The 20,417-nt window shown below is 61.2% G+C and carries 15 protein-coding genes and 1 tRNA gene; 8 read left to right on the top strand and 8 right to left on the bottom strand.

Annotated elements, in window-relative coordinates; genetic code table 11:
- Positions 1–302: 302 nt before the first annotated feature.
- Genes ACODR8_RS08350 through ACODR8_RS08340 form a run of 3 tightly spaced genes read left to right on the top strand, consistent with a single transcriptional unit; the run spans position 303 to position 2,871 of the window.
- On the top strand, positions 303–1,319 hold the full coding sequence (locus tag ACODR8_RS08350) for a LysR substrate-binding domain-containing protein (RefSeq protein ID WP_489006815.1): 1,017 nt from the start codon (positions 303–305) through the stop codon (positions 1,317–1,319).
- Positions 1,320–1,366: 47 nt separating this feature from the next.
- Positions 1,367–2,566 (top strand): SorA family sulfite dehydrogenase catalytic subunit, encoded by a 1,200-nt coding sequence (gene sorA, locus ACODR8_RS08345; protein ID WP_489006814.1) that lies wholly within the window; start codon positions 1,367–1,369, stop codon positions 2,564–2,566.
- Positions 2,566–2,871 carry a cytochrome C gene (locus ACODR8_RS08340; protein ID WP_489006813.1) on the top strand — a complete coding sequence of 102 codons (306 nt, stop codon included), beginning with the start codon at positions 2,566–2,568 and terminating at the stop codon, positions 2,869–2,871. Before sorA ends, ACODR8_RS08340 begins: the two co-directional genes overlap by 1 nt.
- Positions 2,872–3,541: 670 nt before the next feature.
- Here ACODR8_RS08340 and ACODR8_RS08335 read toward each other — a convergent pair.
- The 3 genes from ACODR8_RS08335 to ACODR8_RS08325 form a co-directional block, all read right to left on the bottom strand.
- Complete coding sequence (locus ACODR8_RS08335; protein WP_489006812.1) at positions 3,542–5,149, bottom strand: amidohydrolase; 1,608 nt, start codon at positions 5,147–5,149, stop codon at positions 3,542–3,544.
- Between the two features lie 47 nt (positions 5,150–5,196).
- A complete protein-coding gene (locus ACODR8_RS08330) occupies positions 5,197–6,813 on the bottom strand; it encodes an amidohydrolase (RefSeq protein ID WP_489006954.1) in 1,617 nt (538 codons plus the stop codon).
- A gap of 76 nt (positions 6,814–6,889) precedes the next feature.
- Entirely contained in the window at positions 6,890–9,886 is a 2,997-nt protein-coding gene (locus tag ACODR8_RS08325; protein ID WP_489006811.1) for a TonB-dependent receptor plug domain-containing protein, read from the bottom strand.
- 286 nt (positions 9,887–10,172) lie between these two features.
- Here ACODR8_RS08325 and ACODR8_RS08320 point away from each other — a divergent pair, with 286 nt between their 5' ends.
- Both ACODR8_RS08320 and ACODR8_RS08315 read left to right on the top strand, forming a co-directional pair.
- Positions 10,173–10,676 (top strand): Lrp/AsnC family transcriptional regulator, encoded by a 504-nt coding sequence (locus ACODR8_RS08320; RefSeq protein WP_489006810.1) that lies wholly within the window; start codon positions 10,173–10,175, stop codon positions 10,674–10,676.
- A 73-nt stretch (positions 10,677–10,749) separates the two neighbouring features.
- Positions 10,750–13,260 (top strand): zinc-dependent metalloprotease, encoded by a 2,511-nt coding sequence (locus ACODR8_RS08315; RefSeq protein ID WP_489006809.1) that lies wholly within the window; start codon positions 10,750–10,752, stop codon positions 13,258–13,260.
- 3 nt (positions 13,261–13,263) lie between these two features.
- Here the strand turns inward: ACODR8_RS08315 and ACODR8_RS08310 are convergent, their stop codons facing one another.
- From ACODR8_RS08310 to ACODR8_RS08295, 4 genes are all read right to left on the bottom strand, one after another.
- The gene (locus tag ACODR8_RS08310) at positions 13,264–13,599 is read right to left on the bottom strand and encodes a UrcA family protein (protein WP_489006808.1); all 336 of its coding nucleotides are present in this window, start codon (positions 13,597–13,599) and stop codon (positions 13,264–13,266) included.
- 583 nt (positions 13,600–14,182) lie between these two features.
- Positions 14,183–14,257: transfer RNA gene (locus ACODR8_RS08305), tRNA-Glu, on the bottom strand.
- 311 nt (positions 14,258–14,568) lie between these two features.
- The gene (locus ACODR8_RS08300) at positions 14,569–15,357 is read right to left on the bottom strand and encodes a SapC family protein (RefSeq protein WP_489006807.1); all 789 of its coding nucleotides are present in this window, start codon (positions 15,355–15,357) and stop codon (positions 14,569–14,571) included.
- Positions 15,358–15,486: 129 nt separating this feature from the next.
- On the bottom strand, positions 15,487–16,926 hold the full coding sequence (locus ACODR8_RS08295) for an FAD-binding oxidoreductase (RefSeq protein ID WP_489006806.1): 1,440 nt from the start codon (positions 16,924–16,926) through the stop codon (positions 15,487–15,489).
- 77 nt (positions 16,927–17,003) lie between these two features.
- Between ACODR8_RS08295 and ACODR8_RS08290 the strand changes: the two genes are divergently transcribed.
- The 3 genes from ACODR8_RS08290 (at position 17,004) to ACODR8_RS08280 (ending at position 19,513) form a co-directional block, all read left to right on the top strand.
- Positions 17,004–17,438 carry a hypothetical protein gene (locus ACODR8_RS08290; protein ID WP_489006805.1) on the top strand — a complete coding sequence of 145 codons (435 nt, stop codon included), beginning with the start codon at positions 17,004–17,006 and terminating at the stop codon, positions 17,436–17,438.
- A gap of 136 nt (positions 17,439–17,574) precedes the next feature.
- Entirely contained in the window at positions 17,575–19,026 is a 1,452-nt protein-coding gene (locus ACODR8_RS08285) for a DEAD/DEAH box helicase (protein ID WP_489006804.1), read from the top strand.
- Positions 19,027–19,252: 226 nt separating this feature from the next.
- Positions 19,253–19,513, top strand: coding sequence for a hypothetical protein (locus ACODR8_RS08280; RefSeq protein WP_489006803.1), 261 nt, complete (start codon positions 19,253–19,255; stop codon positions 19,511–19,513).
- 157 nt (positions 19,514–19,670) lie between these two features.
- Here the strand turns inward: ACODR8_RS08280 and radC are convergent, their stop codons facing one another.
- The gene (gene radC / locus ACODR8_RS08275) at positions 19,671–20,366 is read right to left on the bottom strand and encodes a RadC family protein (protein WP_489006802.1); all 696 of its coding nucleotides are present in this window, start codon (positions 20,364–20,366) and stop codon (positions 19,671–19,673) included.
- Between the last annotated feature and the right edge of the window lie 51 nt (positions 20,367–20,417).

The following is a 20,417-nucleotide window of genomic DNA, read 5'->3' as shown; positions in this document are numbered from 1 at the left end:
GCGGATATATGGCGTGCCTTGAGCCAGCATGACTGACACAAATATATGATATATAAAGGTTTATAGTTAGGAATCGTGGGACAGTCATGCCGCGCGACCGGCTGATGCTGACCGTCTGGGGGATTTTCACACCTCTTGCCATTTCGTCAATTCTCTATCACTTCAGTTGAGTAATGAAGCTACCCTGCCACGGATGCTGACGCCACATTCTTAAGAGGGGGAAGCATGGCCATTTCCAGCAGCAACATCGTGCATCGCGCACGGGCCACGGGCGTGGCGGTCCATTCCGTCAAGGTGTCGCTATGAACTTCCAGCAGCTGAAATATGTGCGAACCGCGATTCAGCACAATCTGAACCTGACCGAAGTCGCAAATCAGCTTTGCACGTCGCAGTCGGGTGTCAGCAAGCAGATCAAGGAGCTTGAGGCCGAGTTGAAGGTCGACATTTTTGTTCGCCGGGGCAAACGGCTCGTCGGCCTGACCAAGGCGGGCGAAAATGCGGCGCAGGTTATAGAAAAGCTGCTGCATCAGGCCGACAATCTCAAGCGGCTGTCGGCGCAGTTTGCGCAGGAGGACAAGGGGCGGCTGGTCATTGCCGCGACCCACAATCAGGCCAATTACATCCTGCCGCCGGTGCTGGCGCGGTTCAGTCCGTTGTTCCCGGATGTCGAAATCGAATTGCGTCAGGGCACCCCAAAATATGTGGTAGATCTGGTCTTGCGGGGCGAAGCCGATCTGGGCCTTGCGACAGAGGCGGTCGATGACCATGCTGAGCTTCAGACCTACCCCTGCTTCACCTGGGAACATGTTGCCATCATCCCGCCCGGCCACCCGCTGACATGGCGCGAAAAGGTAACGCTCGCCGATATCGGGCGTTATCCCATCATCACTTATAATCCTGAATTTACCGGCCGGTCGCAGATCAACAGCGCGTTTGAGGAGGCCGGGATTGAACCCGATATCCGGCTCACCGCGATGGATGCCGACGTCATCAAAACCTATGTCCGCCTAGGCATGGGCATCGGGATCGTCGCGCAAATGGCGATTGCCAATGGTGCTGGCGATGGTTTGCACGTCATTGCAGGGTCCAATCGCTTCTTCCATCCCAGCACTACGAAGATCGCGACGTTGAAAGGCTCATTGCTGCGAAATTACACCTATCGGCTGATCGAGATGCTGGCGCCGCACCTGGATGCCGCCGTCCTGTCAGGCGCACGCCGCCATCCCGCAGCCGACCGGACCCAGCACATCCTGCGCTTTGAGGATCGGGCCGATTTCAAGCCCGGCTTTGCAATGGCGGGCCTCCAGGCGGTGGCGTGAATGTCCCACAGACAGCGGGTCGTTTCGATCAAATCGAGAAGCTCAGTATGAATCCTGTCAATCGCCGCCGCTTCATGGCCCAGGCATCCGTAGCCCTTGTCGCGGCTCCCGCAATCGCTCGAAGCGAGGCCATTCGCATGCCGTTCGCAAACGGCGACCGGCCCTTGGTGCGTCTGCCGCAAAAACGGCCCTTGATCGGTCTGACCATGCGTCCCCCGCAGCTGGAGACACCGTTTCCGATATTTAACGACGGCATATTGACGCCGAATGATGCCTTTTTCGTGCGCTATCATCTGTCCGACCTCCCGACGACGATCGACCCGGCGACATATCGGCTCAGCATCGGCGGCCATGTCGGCGCGCCGTTGTCCCTGTCGCTCGCACAGCTGAAACGGGATTTCCCCGTTCAGGAGATCGTCGCTGTCAATCAATGCTCTGGCAATAGCCGCGCCTTCTCCGACCCGCGCGTGGGGGGCGGCCAGTTGGGCAATGGCGCGATGGGCAATGCACGCTGGCGCGGTGTCTCGCTCAGGGTGTTGCTTGATCGCGCCGGGGTGAGGGCGGGGGCGCGGCAAGTGACGTTCAATGGCCTCGACGCCCCACCGGTTGAAACGATACCGGATTTCGTCAAGGCGCTGGATATCGATCATGCCCGGAACGGTGAAGTCATGGTCGCCTGGTCCATGAACGATGCTGATTTGCCATTTCTCAACGGCTATCCCTTGCGACTGATCGTGCCGGGCTATTATGGCACCTATTGGGTCAAGCATTTGCACGAAATCACCGTGGTCGATCGCCAATATGACGGCTATTGGATGAAAACCGCCTATCGCATTCCCGACAATGACTGCCATTGCGTCGCACCGGGGCAGAAGCCGGACAAGACCGTTCCGATAGCAAGTTTCAATATCCGCTCATTCATCACCAGTCACCAGGCGGGTGAACCTGTAGTCGCCGGGCGAGCAGTTCCTCTGCGGGGTATCGCCTTCAACGGCGGCGCAGGGATTGCCCGCGTCCAATTGTCGATCAATGGCGGGCGCGACTGGCAGGACGCCAGTCTCGGTCAGGATCATGGACGTTACGCCTTTCGCGAGTGGCGGTTCGTCGCGACATTTCCCAAGGGACAGCATGGCGTCAAAGTCCGCGCCGTCGGGAATGATGGAGAAATCCAGCCGCCCAACGCGCTATGGCAACCCGCCGGCTATATGCGCAATGTCGTCGAAACCGTCCAACTGGAGGCCATCTGATGCGCTGGGGCCTGTTCATCAGCGCGCTGGTTCTGCTGGGTGGCGGCGCGATCGCGCGGCCGCGAACCTATGCGTTGCCGAGCGACGAGATCCCGGCGCGCCTGAACGGAACGGCAGCAGAAATCATCGTCACCAATTGCGCGGCGTGTCACGCGCTCGACTACATCACGACCCAGCCACCGGGCAAAGGGCCGCCATTCTGGCGCGATGCAATCAACAAAATGGTCACCGTCTATGGTGCGCCGGTTGATCCGACTGATGTCGATGCTCTTACCGTCGCACTGCAAAATGCCGAGTCAAACTAGCCGATTCAGGTCTGACGGTAGACACAAATGTTGCTGTCAGCTGATCTCGTGCATCACCCGGCTTTGATTTTTCTGGCGACCCCTATGTCATAGCAACGTATTGATATTCCATGGAAAATTATATTGCGTATGATTATTATGCCATCTGTCCATTGGGATTATATGGATCGAAATGACCCTATCCTTTGCGTCAGCGATCGTTACGCCGAAGACGAGGCACGGCGATGCGGCGCGTATCGGCGGAGTAGCGTTGCAGATCGGGCGCGACTGGGTCGTGCGGTTCAATGATCGAGGTCCTGATGGGCTCGTCGACGACAAGGCGTAGCCTACGCGCTGTCAAGCAGGCCGAAGCCGTGTCGTTCCCTCGCACGAGCGCCTTGTCGTGCGATTGGATTTCTTCGTGCAAGGGTCGCCAAGGCTCGTAAGGCGGTTTTGGCAGATGCCATGGTCGAGGTCATTGCGCCGGGCCTGAATGCAGCAATATATCGGATCAGCGCAGTTTTCCGCTTATCTGATCGAGCGTGTCGCCCAGCGCTGCCGGTGCGTTGATGATCAGGGTTTCCAGCCTCACCATGGCCTGTGATAGGCATTTGACCACTGTGCAATCGCTATAGCGTTCCTGCTTCCTTTACGAATCCTCGGCTACGGATTCCTTCGCGCACCTGCTTCGTTACTTCGCGCCACTGGTACTCGTATCGGGATAGGTGATACCCAACTGCTCAAGGTAGCTGCCATATTTTGCGGGGTCGTAATAATATTGCGCCATCTTCGGGCGCAACTGCTCCATCAGGTCCTTGTTCAAATGGATGGCGGGTTTGTCCTGCGCGGTGACGACAGGATCATATTTCACGTCCTTGGTCTGCACATTGGTGAAATAGGCCTTGGCCGCGCTGACCAGTGTGGGCGTGGTCATGATGTCGAGGACGGTCATGGCTACCGCTTTTGCGCCGGCTACAGCGCCCTTATGTGCGATCGGGGTCGCCATCGCTATGGCGGCGGTCACATGATGTCCGATCGTATTGGGAATGTTGGATGGATAGCCAATGGTGATGGTGGGCACGGTCCACATGATGTCACCGATATCGTCGGACCCACCAAAGCTCGCGCCGCTGCGTGTTTCAGGGGTCGACAGGGGGGTGACCTTGCTGTCCAGGGGCTTGAGCGTGAAGCCGTTAGCCTGTTGTACCGCTTTTGCGAAGGCCTGATCAGCCTCGCTCCACCGGGGCATCCCCACCATTTCGATATTGGCATAGGCGGCTTCGGCCAGCGGCTTGTTCCCGAAATTGGGCGCGGCATAGCCCAGCAGGCGGCGGGTGACGGTGGTGCCGGTTGCCTTGGCCGCAGCCTCCGAAATCTCGTTGCCGGTTTCGTACAGTTTGCGGACCGAAGCGAAATCCTTGTCACGGAAATAATACCAGACGCTCGCTTCGCCCGGCACGATGTTGGGCTGGCCCCCGCCGTTGGTGATGACATAATGCGACCGCTGGGTTAGCGGCAGATGTTCGCGCCGGAAATTCCATGCGGCGTTCATCCATTCGACCCCATCGAGCGCGCTGCGGCCATTCCATGGCGCGGCACCATGGGCCGTCTTGCCATGGAAATCATATTGAACCGAAACCATGCCGGTCAGGCCCAGATCGCCCCAACCGGTGCCGAAACCCGAATTGACATGCGTGAAGATGGAGGCGTCGACATCCTTGAACAGCCCTTCGCGCACATAGAAGGCCTTGGTTGCCAGCAATTCCTCCGCAACGCCGGGCCACAGCATCAGCCGTCCCTTTAGCCCGTGCTTTTCCATCACATTCTTGGTGGCGATGGCGGCGGCGATGATGAGCGGCATACCCGAATTATGCCCTTCGCCATGCCCCGGTGCGCCTGCAACCATCGGCTTGATAGTCGGCGAGCCAGGTGTCTGGGACAAGCCAAGCAGTCCATCAATGTCGGATCCCAGTGCCACCAGCGGGCCGCCCGCACCCCAGGTCGCGGTCCACGCCGTCGGGATGCCCGCAACGCCGCGCGTAACGGTGAAACCGTTTCGTTCGAGGATGGCGGTCAAATATGCCGAAGTCTTTACCTCCTGAAAGCCCGGTTCGGCGAAGCTGAAGATGCTATCGACCATTTCCTGCACCAGCTTGGCCTCCCCGTCGATCAAGGTCGCGACTTCCGCCTTGAGCGCTGGGGGAGCTTTGGCCGTGGCCGTGGCGCTGAAAGACAGGCTGGAGGCGGCAAGCAACAGGCCGATCGTGGACAGGACATCATGACGGGATGGGGCGGGCATGGGCGCTCCGAAGATGAGGATGGACGCAGGGTTTCAGGCAGGGGCTGCTATTTCGCGACACCAATATCCGTATTGGGATAGGCGATGCCCAGCTGTTCCAGATAGCTGCTATACTTTGCGGGATCATAATAGAATTTCTCCAGCTCCGGTCGCATCCGGTCCATGATCTCCTTGTTCAGATGGATAGCCGGCTTGTCGTCTGCGGTCAGCACCGGATCATATTTCTGGTCCTTGGTCTGGACATTGGTGAAATAGGCCTTGGCCTCGCTGACCAGTGCGGGGGTTGTCATGATGTCGAGGACGGTCATGGCTACCGCCTTGGCCCCCGCGACCGCGCCCTTGTGCGCGATCGGCGTCGCCATCGCGATCGCCGACGTGACATTATGGCCGATCATGCTGGGAATGTTGGACGGGAAACGGATGGTGATGGTCGGCACGGTCCACATGATGTCGCCGATGTCATCGGATCCGCCGCCGTTCGACTTGCCGCGCGTTTCGGGTGTGGAAAGTGCGCCGACCTTGTCCTCCAGCGGCTTTATCTCCAACTTGTTGGCCTGCTGTGCCGCCTTGGCGAAGGCCTGGTCCTCTGCGGTCCATTTGGGCATCCCGACCATCTGGATGTTGGCATAGGCCGCCTCGGCCAACGGCTTGTTGCCGAAATTGGGCGCGGCATAGCCGAGGATACGGCGGGTGACGGTGGTGCCGGTCGCTTTGGCCGCCGCGTCCGCGATCTCGCTGCCGGTTTCGTAGAGCTTGCGGATCGAATCGAAGGTCTGTTCGCGGAAATAATACCAGACGCTGGCCTCGCCCGGCACAATGTTGGGCTGGCCCCCGCCATTGGTGATGACATAATGCGAACGTTGGGTGATAGGCAGATGCTCGCGGCGCATGTTCCAGGCGAAGTCCATCAGTTCGACGCCGTCAAGTGCGCTCCGCCCGGCCCAAGGTGCGCCAGCGGCGTGCGATGTCTTGCCGTGGAAATTATATTCGACCGACACCATCCCGTTATTGCCCATCTCGCCGTAGCCGGTGCTGAAGCCCGAACCGACATGCGTGAAGATGGAGGCGTCGACATCCTTGAACAGGCCAGCGCGGACGTAAAAGGCCTTGGTCGCCAGCAATTCCTCCGCAACGCCCGGCCACAGCATCAGGCGACCCTTGATCCCGCGCTTTTCCATCACATTCTTGGTCGCGATGGCGGCGGCCACGATGAGCGGCATACCCGAATTATGCCCTTCGCCATGGCCTGGAGCGCCTGCGACCATCGGCTTGAGCGTGGGCGATCCGGGATATTGGGAAAGACCGAGCAACCCGTCTACGTCCGAGCCGAGCGCGACGAGTGGGCCACCTGTACCCCAGGTCGCAGTCCAGGCCGTCGGGATGCCCGCCACGCCCCTGGTGATGGTGAAGCCATTTTTTTCCAGAATGGCAGTCAGATAATCGGCTGTCTTGAATTCCTGAAAGCCCGGTTCGGCGAAGCTGAAGACGCTATCGACCATTTCCTGCACCAGCTTGGCTTCCCCGTCGATCGCCGTCGCGACTTCTTTCTTCAGCGCGGCAGGTGCCTTGGCAGCGGCGGGAAGCGGGGTAGTGGCGAGCATGGTCGAAACCAGCAGGGCAGCAAGCGACTTGCCGTACAGCGATGGGGCGACGGATTTCAGCATCACGAATATCTCCCGAACGGATGGATTATGAGTATGGTGCGGTCGACGGCGCGGGCCGCCGACCGCAAGAGGCAGGTCAGATGGACAGGCGTACGCCCATGCGGAACACGCGGCCCAGAACGTCGTAGAGGGCGCGGTTGGTCTGCGGATAAGCGGGCGTGTTGTTGCCCGTCGGGCCGATGCCGACCAGCACGGGATCCTTGTCGAATATGTTGCGGACAGACAGGAACAATTGCGTCTTCGATCCGCCCATGTCGAAATTATAGCTCGCGTTGAGGTCGAAGTAGAAAGCGCCCTTGATCTTGTTCATGTTGATCGTGCGATTGTCGGCGGTCGAAAGCGGGCAGGCGGTGTCGCAGACGACATAATTATTGTTGTACACGCCGCTGGACACGCCGCGCGCAACGCCCTGGATGCTAAAGCCTGCGTCCATGTCGTATCCGGCAGTGAAGCGATAGGTCCAGTCGGGCAGGCCGCCTGTATTCTGACCGGCCGCATCTGTCGTTGCGGTGACGCCATTGTCCAGTTTCAGTTCAAACGCCTTGCTGACCAGCGCGCGCAGAGTCATGTTGCCGGGACCGACCTGCCTGCGATAGCTGGCTTCAATGTCGATGCCGCTTGTCTTCTCGGTCACAAAGTTGGTCGGCTTGATTTCGATGCTGGTGATGGGCAGCCCTGGGGTGACGATGCCACGCCCACCGCTGGTCGATATGGCGGTACAGGCCAGCGCGATATTTTGCAGATAGCATTGATCCACCAGCGTCTGCGCGACCAGAGAGGAGATCGACCCGTCGATCTTGATATTATAATAATCCACCGACATGGCGAAGCCCGGCAGGAAGGTGGGCGTCAACACGACGCCCGCGCCATAGGTCTTGGCGATTTCAGGTTGCAGGGTCGGGTTGCCGACGGTGGATTCGTTGAACTGGTCCGCGCGCACCGTCGCGCCACTGGGGACGTTGACGGTGTTGGTGCGCCCGGTGCCGGGCGCGAACAATTCGCTCAGATTTGGCGCGCGAATGTCGCGGGACACGGTGCCACGGAACTTGATGTCGTCCATCGCCTGCCAGGTAAGGCCCGCCTTCCAGGTGTTGACGCTGCCCGACGTCGAATAGTCGGTCATGCGGAACGCGCCGTTGAAATCCATGCCCCGGAAGATCGGGACGATGGTTTCGAGATAGGCTTCCTTCACATTATAGCGGCCGATCGTGGGCAGATAATTGCCATAGATCCAGGTGCCGGTCGTGACCCCGTTCGAGACGATCGGCTGGAACAGGCTATCGACCGATCCGGTCACCGATTCCTTGCGATATTCGCCGCCGAACGCGATCGAGATCGGTCCGGCCCACAGGTCGAGCAGATTGTTGGTCGAAAAATTGATCGCCGCCACTTCCTGCTTGAGTTCCTGCTTACGCAGCGGCTGGAGACCGTTATACAGCACATAGTCGATCGCCGCCGCCGATGCGCCATTGGTGCCGATGCGGTTGAGCGGGACGCAGCTTTGGTCGTTATTGTTCGGGTTGGCATCCACATTGATGCGGCAGACGATCGTTCCGGGGGCATAGCCGCCGACATTGCCGGCCGCCGCGACGACCGCGTCGGTGGCGCTTGCCATGCGCGCGATATTCCATGCGTTCGTCAGCAGTTCGCTCGTCTTGGTCTTGCCAAGCTGATAATAGGCGTCCCAGGTCCAGTCGCTCGACGCGACCGAAAATTCGCCGCGTCCGCCCGCGACATAACGGAACACCTGCCGCGTATTGTCGCTACCTTGCGGCGGCAGGAAGATGTTGCTGGTGCCGATCTGGACCGACGTCAGGTTGTTGGCGACCATCGCCGCCCGTACGCTGTCGGGCAGGAAGGCGTTGTCGCGCTGGATGGTGACGCCCACGGTCGGGGTCTGCTGATAGAAGCTCTGGCCGTTATAGCGACTGTAGGAAAACTGGCCGAACACTTCGATCAACGGCGAAAATTCATAGCTCAGGCGACCAAAGGCGCTTTGCCGCTTTTCCGACGGCAACAGGGTCGCGCTGCCGCGATGTCCCTTGGTGGTGATGTCGGTGTCGCCGCCGATCATCCACTGCCCGTTGGTCGCACCGAAATTGAGCTGGTTGACCGACGCCTTGCCGGTGGTCGGGTTGATCGACCCGAAATAGGTGCCGCGCAGCGGGCCTGTGCTGATGAGGCCGCCCGGTGTGAACTGGCCGGTGCCGATGCCCGCCTGGATGATATATTCGGGGACGCAGGGCGTATTGAGCGATGCCGCATCGGTGCAGCGCGCGCCGCTATAGGCCGGGTTGTTGGCCAGGAAATAGCCGCTGTCGTTCCAGTCGCGATCGATCGACTGGATCCCCGCCTGCTCGAAATATTCGCCCGATACCAGGATATGCCCCTTGCCATCGGCAAAGGATTTTCCGCCGGTCGCGTTGAACTTGTAGTTTTTGCCGTCGTCGCGGGTGGTGACGCCATATTCATATTCGGTCTTGAAGCCGGTGAAGTCGCGGTTGAGGATGAAGTTGACCACGCCCGACACGGCGTCCGAACCATAAGCGGACGATGCACCGCCGGTCACCACCTCGACCCGCTCGATCAACGCCTGTGGGAATGTGTTGACGTCGACTTGGCCGGTCGTGGTGGAGGTGACGGAACGCTGGCCGTCGAACAACACAAGCGTGCGGTTCGCGCCCAGATTGCGCAGGTTGACGCTGTTGATGCCCGCCGCGCCGTTGCTGAGCGAACCGTTGGAGGAGGCCGCCGTGCCGCTGCCGCGCACCGCAGGCAGGGTATTGACGAAGTCGGAGATATTGGCTGGCGCTTCCGCCTTCAACTCCTTGGTGCTGATGATGCTGACGGGCGTCGGCGCGTCATATCCGTCGCGGACGATGCGCGATCCGGTGACTGTGATGTCGCTCGAATTGTCGGTCGCGGTCGCCTGCTCGTCGGGCAGGGACGCGGCGGTCTGCGCCGCAGCGATTGTCGACGCTGCGCACAGGGCTGCAGCGCAGACCCTTCCCAGCAGTCGGTGCGCGCGTCGGCTGGATGCGTGACCGATATGGTCGGATTGCGTGATGTTCATGTGTGGCCCCCTGTTGCTACTGCCCCCAGGCCTCCACGCACCTCTCCATATACTATTGTATTTATTACATTTTATTCGTATTCATTGCCTTATTTGCGACCCAGAGGCTTTTGTTCATAATCCCTCGCGGACAGAAACGAAGCGGGTTTCGTCAATCCACTATCGCCCCTTCGCCCATCTCTTGCGCACCAACGAGACTAACAGAAATTCTGTTGCGATTTCTGCTAATTTGCCGCAATTTTCACGAAGAGATTTTTAATATCCGTCAAAAACTAAAGGATTTTTGATGTATTCCAACAATCCTTCCCTCGATTCCGTTGATTATCGAATCCTCAAGGCGCTGTCGGAGGATGGGCGGGCGTCCGACGTGTCGGTCGGGGAACAGATCAACCTGTCCAGCACGGCGGTCGCACGGCGGCGGCGGATGATGGAGGAATCAGGCGTGATCGACGGCTATACCGCCCGCCTCAACCTGCGCGCGCTGGGTTTCAGCGGGGTGGTGATGGTAATGATCGAACTGGTGTCGCAAGCGGAAAATGTCCTGAACGAATTTGAAAAGGAGGTGGTCAAATGTCCCTCTGTCTCCTTTTGCGGTTTCGTGTCGGGAGACACCGACTTCATGCTGATGATCCATGTCAGTTCGCTCGACGAATATGACTCCATTTATCGGAAGGAATTGTCGATCCTGCCTCATGTCGCAAAGATCAGGAGCAGCATCATACTGCGTGAAGTCGCGCGCCGCGCGAATGTACCGATCCTGTTCGAGCGGTCGACAGTCGGATCGCGATAGCGGATTGCGGTGCGTCGCGCGTTTGACAGATGCGGGGGATCATTCTGGTCGCCAATGGCCGGGGGAGTCGCACATGGCTGCAAGGGGTCCACGTTCAGTTTCACGCGCACACCGCCGGGCGGTCCACGCCGCCACCGGGGCGATGGCGCTGGCCCTGATCGCGCCCGGCGGCACGGCGAGCGCGGCTCCAACTCGACCGCCGCTGGTCAGCAGCGCCGCCGCAACCACCCTGATGGACGGCTTCATTCCGCTGCGTTGGGATGCGGCGAAGGGGCGGGTGCTGCTGGAAATTCCGGCCTTCGATCAGGATATCCTCTATTATGTCTCGGCGGCGACGGGCGGCGGCTCCGTCGAACTGCCGCTGGACCGGGGCGTCATGTACAGCGCGGTCATCCGTTTCCAGCGTAGCGGGGCCAAGGTGCTGGTGTCGGAAATCAATCAGGACTACCGCTCGCTGGGCGGCGACACCGCGCACGCGCAAGGTGTCGCGGAATCCTTCCCGACCTCGGTTCTGGCGGCGTTGCCGATCGAATCCGACGCAGGGGGCAACGTGGTGGTGGACGCCACTGCGCTGTTCATGCGCGACGCCGCCAATATTGAAGCGACTTTGAAGCGTGCCAATCAGGGGACATATAAGTTCGACGCATCGCGCAGCAGTTTCTACCCCGCCCGGATCAAGGCTTTCCCGGACAATAGCGAGATCGAGACGGTAGCCACCTTCACTACAGACGCCCCCGGCGCGCTGGTCCGCAACACGACGCCCGACCCGCGCGCGGTGACTATGCGGATACATCACAGCTTTCTGCGCGCGCCCGTCGGCTATACCCCGCGCACGGGCGATCCGCGTATCGGCGTCAGCACCATGAAGTTCCACGATTATTCCAGACCGTTCAGTGAAGGCCCGGAAACCGAGTGGGTCACCCGCTGGCGATTGGAAAAGAAGGATCCATCCGCCGCAATGAGCGAGCCGGTCAAGCCCATCACTTTCTATTTCGATCCCGCCATTCCAGGTCCGATCCGCCATGCGATGAAGGCTGGCCTGCTATGGTGGAACAAGGCGTTCGAGGCGGCGGGGTTCGTCAATGCGATCCGAGCGGAGGATGCGCCGATCGACATGGACCCGATGGATATACGCTATGCCTATGTCCTGTGGATCAACCGCGACGAGCGCGGTTTTTCGAGCGGTGGCACCTATCGCGATCCGCGTACAGGCGAGATCATCGGGTCAAAGACACGGATGGACACCCACCGGATCCGCACGATCGGCAATTATTGGGACGCCTATATGGGCGGGTTACCTGCTGACGGCAGCGGCGTGACGGTGGCCGACTCCAGCCTGTTGATGCCCGGCACCATGACTGACATGCCTGCGGGCCAGCGCGACATGGTGCTGCTGCGTCAGGCGCTGCTGACGGCGCATGAATTGGGCCATGCTGTCGGTTTCGGGCATAATTTTGCCTCCAGTCTGAACGACCGGGCTTCGGTGATGGAATATCCCACGCCCCGCGTGAAGGTGGTCGATGGCAAGCTGGACATCAGCGAATCCTTCCAGAAGCAGATCGGCGCCTATGATATGGCGATGGCGCGCTATGCCTATAGCGTCTTTCCCGCTGCGCAGGAAAAGGCGGGCCTGAACGGGGTGATCGCGGACATGCGCGGGCAGGAACTGCTCTATGTGCCAGACACCGATCCGCGCTGGACCTGGTATGACGACCGGGCGACGCCTACCGAAAATCTGGCCGAAGCGATGGCAGCCCGCAAGATCATGATCGCCCATTACGGTCCCGACATGCTGTTGCCCGGCGAACCGATCGGATCGCTGCGCAATGGACGGCTGTGGATGGCGTATCTGCACCACCGCTACGCGATCGAATCCGGCCTCAAATATGTCGGTGGCCTGTATGAGAATATCGTGGTGAAGGGCGAGACGATCCCGCCTACTGAGTTCGTCCCCGCGACCCTGCAACGCGATGTGCTGGGCCTGCTGATGGATGCGATCGAACCAGCCAACCTGACTCTGCCCGAAACGCTGCTGGCCCAGTTGACGCCCGATCCGGGCGATAATCTCGAAGATCTGTCGAGCGACGATGCGTTCGACCAGCTTAAAGCAGCGCGCATCCTGTCTGCGCTGGTGCTGGAGCCATTGTTCGAGGGCAAGCGGGCGACACGGATGATTGCCTTGGCCGCGCGCAGGCCCGACACACTGACGCTGCCCGAAATGGTGGATGCGGTGATGGCGCATAGCTGGCGCGCGCCGCGCGACGCCGATGCGCAAGGACGGGCGCTTCGCCGGGTGACGCAACGGGTAGCGCTGGAATCGATGATGATCCTGAGTGGGGACACGACCGCTTCAGCCGAGGCACGCGCCTATATCACCGAACGACTCGTCCAGCTTGCGGACGACCTTAAGACGCGCAAGGATACCGACCCGATCACGACGGCCCATTACCGGCAGGCCGCTCGCGACATCGGGCTTTATCTGGAAGACCCGGTCGCGCATACGCCCAAATCCTCCTCCTCACCCTGGGGCAAGGGGCCGCGCTCGCGCTTCCCGATGCCGCCAGGCCCCCCGCTCGGCGGCTGAGGATCAGGTCGCGCGGGCAGTTGCGATGCGTTTGTCCAGATCGCTTCGGGCGCTGTCCATCGCTGGATCATAGCACGCCTTATAGTCGCGCTTTTCGTAGAGTTCGCGCGCGCTGTTGATGTCGCAAACCTGCTTGAGAGCATAGCGTATGCGGCTCTCAGCGCGGTCCACAGCGCGATCGTGACGCAGGTTCAGATCAGCTAGTGCTACGGTGATGCTGCGCTTTTCGCCGCGATATTCGCCCGTCACCAGCATGTCGTTGCCGCCTGACCGCGCAGTTGCGGCCATTGGTAACAGGAGCGCGACCAGAGCCGCGCCCATCAGGGATTTCTTCAACATCCTCTCATCCTTTTGCGATCGCCTCTTCGGGCCTCATTTAGATAGGCTTTCCGGTGAACAAAGGGAAGGAGTAAACCCCGAAAGTAGCGGATTCTGCCCAGCGTTCGAGCCGACTGACCGTGAAGAGGCCAATCGATCAGACTTGGCCGTACCCATCCTGGATATCCGGCTTCCTTAGCGGCGATGGCTTTCAAAGGATGCGTGCCGACCTTCGCAAAAACTGCGATGAAACATGGGTGGTCGATTACTCCCCGAAAGGCCACCAGCCCGAGGTTGCTGCAATCCCTGGCGTTGGATGATCGACAGAAGGCGCAAGGCCGGGCCGCCGGGCCGCTTAACGCCGCGTTCCAATCCGACACGAGATTGCGCGAGATGTTGAGATAGGCGGCGAACACCGGCTGCGAGACATGCTCGCGTTCGCGGATCGCCCGTATTTCATTGTCTGCCAGCGCGGGGGCGGGGGAAAGGCAGCTTCGATGGTCTGTCATAAGGCGACTTGGATTTTCGCCTTTCCGAACGTGCCGGTTACGACATGTTGCCCATCGCCCGGAAGCCGTTTCTGATACTCTCTGGGAGAGTATTTTGGTGACCCCTACGGGAATCGAACCCGTGTTTCAGCCGTGAGAGGGCCGCGTCCTAACCGCTAGACGAAGGGGCCATGGGCCGCGTCGGGCGGCTGGCAGGGGCTGGCCTTTAGGAAGGCGCACCGCGCGCGTCAAGGAAAACCGCGTCGCACCCAATCCGCTTGGAAAAGCAACACTCCAAAAAAAACCGCCCCATGCAGAGCATGGAGCGGCCTAGGTTCAGGGAGGAGACGCCTCCAAAGGGGGGAGGCGCCCATACGATACACCCGAAAGGGGGGCAGGTGCATCGCATGTTCAGTAGATAGGCCAGGTCACATTCCGTTTCAAGAGGAGATGCAATCGCTTTTATATCAAATATTTCCGCCGTTTCGGGTTAATTCCCGGTTCAGGCTTCGGCGGGCTGCGGCGCGGCTGGCTGGGGGATCGGCCCCTTGCCCAGATTGACCTGCGCCTCGAAAATGTCGCGCATCAGTTGCAGCGAGAAGAGGTGGGCGTGGATCAGCGGCAGCATCCCGCTCTGGTTGATCTTGCGCAGCTGGTCGCCGCGCAGGTCGCGCAGCTTTTCCTCGTTGATCATGCGGAAACCGCGATAGACGAAAGGCTGTTCATTGCCCGGCGTCTGGATCGCGACTTCGCCGTCCATCAACAGATCCATCTCCTGCAACTCGCGCACGAACTGGCCGGTGCGGGCCGCGGCCTGCTCGAAATCCTCGCAGAATTTCAGCACGCCCTGGGTCAGCTCGCTGGGCTTGCCATCCTCGAACAGGGGCTGGCCATCCTCGAACGCGCCGATCGCCGGGTTGGTCGGGTCAAAGCAGAGCGACAGCTCGTCCGTGTCCGGGCGCAGCTTGGCCAGCATCCAGGGATAGCGGCGGACATAGGCGGGGACATAGGACGGGCCGCGCAGCTTGCCTTCGTCATCGACGAAGATGTTGACGCCTTCATTGAGGCCCATCAGCGCCAGCGGCACCGAATCTGCGCCAGCCGAAAAGATGATCGGTACGAAACGCTGGGCCGACACAAATTCGTCGATCGTCAGCGGAATGGCGTGCTGGCTGGTCAGGAACGGGGCCGAATCGACCGCCTTGCTGCGGAAATCGGCATGATCCAGGCTGCTTAGCGGAATGAGGTCATTGTAGAAGATCGGCAGGTTATTCGCGGGCGCGCTGGCCATGATCCGGTATCCATTCTGTCAAAAAGCGACGCTGTGCAGACGCGCCGCCGGGCATAAAACTGGGAGAGGGCGATAAAGCCCTGCGCAGCGGGTGGCAATTGCTTTCACATATTGGTTGAGGCCTGATCCTCAGGCTTCATCGGGCAGGGGGATGAGTTTCCCCGGATTGAACAGTCCCTTGGGGTCGAACGCGGCCTTGATCGCCCGCAGCGCGCCGATCCGCGCTGGACCCGCCAGCCGCGCCAGCTCCGCGCGCTTCATCTGGCCAATGCCATGTTCGGCCGAGATCGATCCGCCCGCTGCGACCACCGCGTCATGAACGAAAGCATTGATCGCTTGCCCCTGCGACGCGATCCAGCCCGGCCCGTCGCTTGTCCCTTTGGGCGCGCGCACATGGAAATGGACATTGCCGTCGCCCAGATGACCGAAGGACGAGGCCGTAGTGCCGGGAAACTTCGCCATCGCCGCATCAGCCGCCTCGATCATGAAAGCAGGCATCCGGGCCACCGGCACGCTGATGTCATATTGCAGCGCTGGCCCTTGCGCCTTTTCCGATTCCGACAGCGATTCGCGGATTCGCCAGAAGGCCTCGGTCTGCGCCTCATTGGCCGCGACCACGGCGTCGATCGCGATGCCCCGCTCGAACGCCATCGCCAGCGCGCCCTCCAGCCGCTCGCCCGGACCCGGATCGCGCAGATCCGCATGATCCACCTCGATCAGCACATGCCAGGGCGTCCGCGTCTCGATCGGGCTGCGCGTGCCGGGAATATGCCCCAGCACAAAGCCCAAAGTCTCGTCGGCGATCACCTCAAACCCCTCGACACTGTCGCCCAACTCCGCCTCGACCAGCCGCAGCAGCGCCAGCGCATCGGAGGGGGAGGCGACCCCGACCCAGCCGACCGCCCGCGCCGCAATGGCCGGGACCAGCCGTAGCGCCGCCGCAGTAATCACGCCCAGCGTGCCTTCCGCGCCGATCAGCAACTGCTTGATGTCGTACCCGCGATTATCCTTTTTCAGCGCGTCCAGCCCGTGGAAGATGCTGCCATCGGGCAGCACCGCCTCCACCCCCTCGACCAGCGCGCGCATCGTCCCGTGGCGCAGCACCTGCGTGCCGCCCGCATTGGTCGACACCAGCCCGCCGATCGTCGCGGATCCCTTCGCCCCCAGGCTCAGCGGAAAGCGTCGCCCGGCGGCTTCGGCGGCATCATGCAAGTTGCTCAGGATCACGCCCGCCTCGCAAATCGCCAGATTATCGTCCGCGCTCAGGCTGCGAATCCGGTTCATCCGCCGCAGCGACAGGATCAGCGCCGATCCGTCGGCGGGCGGCGTCGCGCCCCCCACCATCGACGTATTGCCCCCCTGCGGCACCAGCGCCACCCCCAGTTCCGCCGACAACGCCACCACGGCGGCCACCTCCTCGACGCAGGCAGGCGACAGGATCGCCGCCGCCGCGCCATGATAGCGCCCGCGCCAGTCGCTGACCCAGGGCGCGATATCGTCCGGGTCGGTGGTGACGCCCTTGGGGTCAAGCAGCGCGGCAAAGCGCGCGATGATATGCTGTCCGATCATGGGACGCACCTATCCCCGGAATTCATCGACTGTTCAACCACGGGTCGATAGCGTCCGATTCCCAAAAGGGGTCCGATTTGGTTCATTCCATCATGCTGTTGATTGCCGCCACGACGGCTGACCCGGTTCAATGGGCGCAACTGACGATCGAGCAGCGCGTCATCATTCGTGTGCCTATGGCGAAAAAAGGCAAGGCGCCCCCGCGCATCACCGAAAAAGCCGCCGATGCCTGGGACGAGAAAAAAGGGCCGCGCTGCGTCGCCCTGCGCTCGATTCGCGCCGCTGCCATCGTCGTGCGCAACGGCGTCGATCTTATCCTGGCCGACCAGCATCGTTACCGCGCCCGTCTGGAAAAAGGCTGCGATGCCGCCGCTTTCTATTCCGGCTTCTATGTCGAGCCGGACGAGGACGGATCGCTCTGTTCGGGCCGCGACGAGTTACAGGCGCGCGGCGGCACCAGTTGCGCCATCGACAGCTTCAAACGGCTGATCGCTGCGGAACCCGACGACTGAGCGCCCCTATCGGGCAACGACCGCCCGCCAAACCGCGCGATTTCCTTGACAAGCGGCCGATATTTCCGCAATGCGCGGCCGATTTCCGTCTCGCTATCGTGCAGGACGGACAAGCCTCCTGTTCCCGGACCATTGAATGACTTTTGCCGATCTCGGCCTTTCCGACGAATTGCTCAGGGCCGTAACCGAGTCCGGTTATGATACGCCCACGCCGATTCAGGCGCAGGCGATTCCGTCCGTCCTGATGATGCGCGACATTATTGGCATCGCCCAGACGGGGACGGGCAAGACCGCCAGCTTCGTGTTGCCGATGATCGACATCCTCGCCCATGGCCGCAGCCGCGCGCGGATGCCGCGCTCGTTGATTTTGGAGCCGACGCGCGAACTCGCGGCGCAGGTCGCGGAAAATTTCGAGAAGTACGGCAAATATCACAAACTCTCGATGGCGCTGCTGATCGGTGGCGTGTCGATGGGCGACCAGCTTGCCGCGCTCGAAAAGGGCGTGGACGTGTTGATCGCGACGCCGGGCCGGCTGATGGACCTGTTTGGTCGCGGCAAGATCATGCTGAACGGCTGTTCGCTGCTGGTCATCGACGAAGCCGACCGGATGCTCGACATGGGCTTCATCCCTGATATCGAGGAAATCTGCACCAAGCTGCCCGCGCAGCGCCAGACGTTGCTGTTTTCGGCAACGATGCCGCCGGTCATCAAGAAGCTGGCGGACAAATTCCTGTCCAACCCCAAATCGATCGAAGTCGCGCGCCCCGCCAGCGCCTCGATCAACATCACCCAGCGCCTGGTGAAAGTGGAGTCGCGCAAGAAGCGCGATGTCCTGTCCAAAATGCTGCGCGAAGCCGACGTCACCAGCGCGGTCATCTTCTGCAACCGCAAGACGACGGTGCGGGACTTGAACAAGAGCCTGCAACGAGACGGCTTCAAGTCGGGCGAGATCCATGGCGATATCGACCAGGGATCGCGCATCGCCGAACTGGAGCGCTTCCGCGCCGGCACCGTCAACATCCTCGTCGCGTCGGACGTCGCGGCGCGCGGGCTGGACATCAAGGGCGTCAGCCATGTGTTCAACTATGACGCGCCCTGGCACCCGGACGATTATGTCCACCGCATCGGTCGTACCGGCCGCGCGGGCGCCAGCGGCGTCGCCTACACCTTCGTCACCGAAGCCGACGCCGAGGCGATCGACAATATCCAGAAGCTGATCGGCACCAAGATCGAGGTCGTCGGCGCGGCGCAAGCTATCGCTGCGATCGAACCGAGCGAAGAAGCCGCCCCCCGCGCACCAAGGGGCCGCAAGCCCCGCGCTGCCAAGCCGGTCGTCGAAACGCCAATGGCAGACGAGCCAGTCGCCGAAAAGCCCCGCGCCGCCCGCCAACCCCGCGCCGAAAAACCACGCGAAGAAGCCCCCCGCGCGCAGACACCGCGAGAGGAAGCCCCGGCTCGTCCAGCCGTCGCTCCCCGCGCCGCCGAAGCCCCCGCCCGCCAGCGCCGCAACGACCATCAGGACGACGGCCCCGATGAAGGCTGGAACGGCCCGGTGCCGGAATTCCTGAACTTCGGCTTCGACGCCTGACTGTTGGGGTCGGATGGGCTTTGAGTCTGTCCGCCAAGGAGCAAGGCCAGCAAGGCCCACCTACGTCACCCCGGACTTGATCCGGGGTCCCGCTTTCTGCGCGAAGAAAAGCGGGATGCCGGGTCAAGCCCGGCATGACGTTGGGAATGGGAATAACGACTACTTGTTGACATAGTGACCGACGAGCATTTGTCTTGAAAGCAGACGAACGTGATGCGGGGCAGTCGTGCCGATTGAGAAGTTAAGTTCAGAGGATGCGTTAGAGCGCATTAAAGCCAGCACACAAAGCGGGCGGCGGGTGCTTGGCGTGGACGGTTTCAAAATCGTATCTGAGGGCTATATTGGATTACTCGACCTAATTCTCGACTTGGCTGTGCATCCTATGTCGCCTCACGCTGCCGAAAGCGCCGCTTTGCAATTCGTTGAGGCTCATGCACGGGAGGGCATCATGTGGGAAATTGTTATTGGGCCGCCGACCCTCGTCTAATGACCAAAGGCTGACCTTGTTCCCCCTCCCGCAGGCGGGAGGGGGCTAGGGGGTGGGCCTGCGCAACGTAGCGATGGCCCACCCCGCTGCGACTAAATTCGCTCCGCTCATTAAGTCTCGCTGCCCCTCCCGCAAGCGGGCGGGGAGTACCCCCCCCTCACAACAACCCCATAGCCCGCATACTGCTATGCCCGTTTGCGCCGACGATGATATGGTCATGCACCGCGATGTTCAGCCGCTTGCCCGCTTCGATGATCTGCCGCGTCACCTCTATGTCCTGGCGGCTGGGTTCGGGCGATCCGCTGGGGTGATTGTGGACCAATATGATCGCCGCTGATCCCAGGTCGATTGCCCGGCGAATAACCTCGCGCACATAGATGGCCGCCTGGTCGATCGACCCGTCGCCCATATTTTCGTCGCGGATCAGCATGTTGCGCGCGTTCAGATGCAGCACCCGCACCCGCTCCACGCCCAGAAACGCCATGTCCGCGCGCAGATAGTCGAGCAGCGCCTGCCAGCTGGCCAGCACCGGCCGCGCCGCCACCTCGTTGCGCAGGGTCCGCAGCATGGTCGCCTGCACGATCTTGATTGCCGCGATGCTGGTGTCGCCCATGCCCGGCACCCGTGCGATGGCCTGCCAGTCCGCGCTCATCAGCCCGCCAATCCCGCCAAATTCGCGCAGCAGCGCCTTGGCCAGCGGCTTGGTGTCGCGCCGGGGAATGGCCAGCGCGAGGAGATATTCGATCAGTTCATGATCATGCAGCGCATCCCCGCCGCTTTCCGCCAGTTTCTGCCGCAACCGCGCGCGATGCCCTGCGCCATCATGCGTGACTTTTGCGTCCTGCTCCGCCAAACCCGCATCCCTCGCTACCGGCCATGGACGCTATAAGTTGCGGAATCGCGG

This window comes from Sphingobium sp. FG58 (assembly GCF_057809055.1).
The sequence above is the reverse complement of the archived record's forward strand: the minus strand, read 5'-3'. Positions and strand labels throughout refer to the sequence as shown.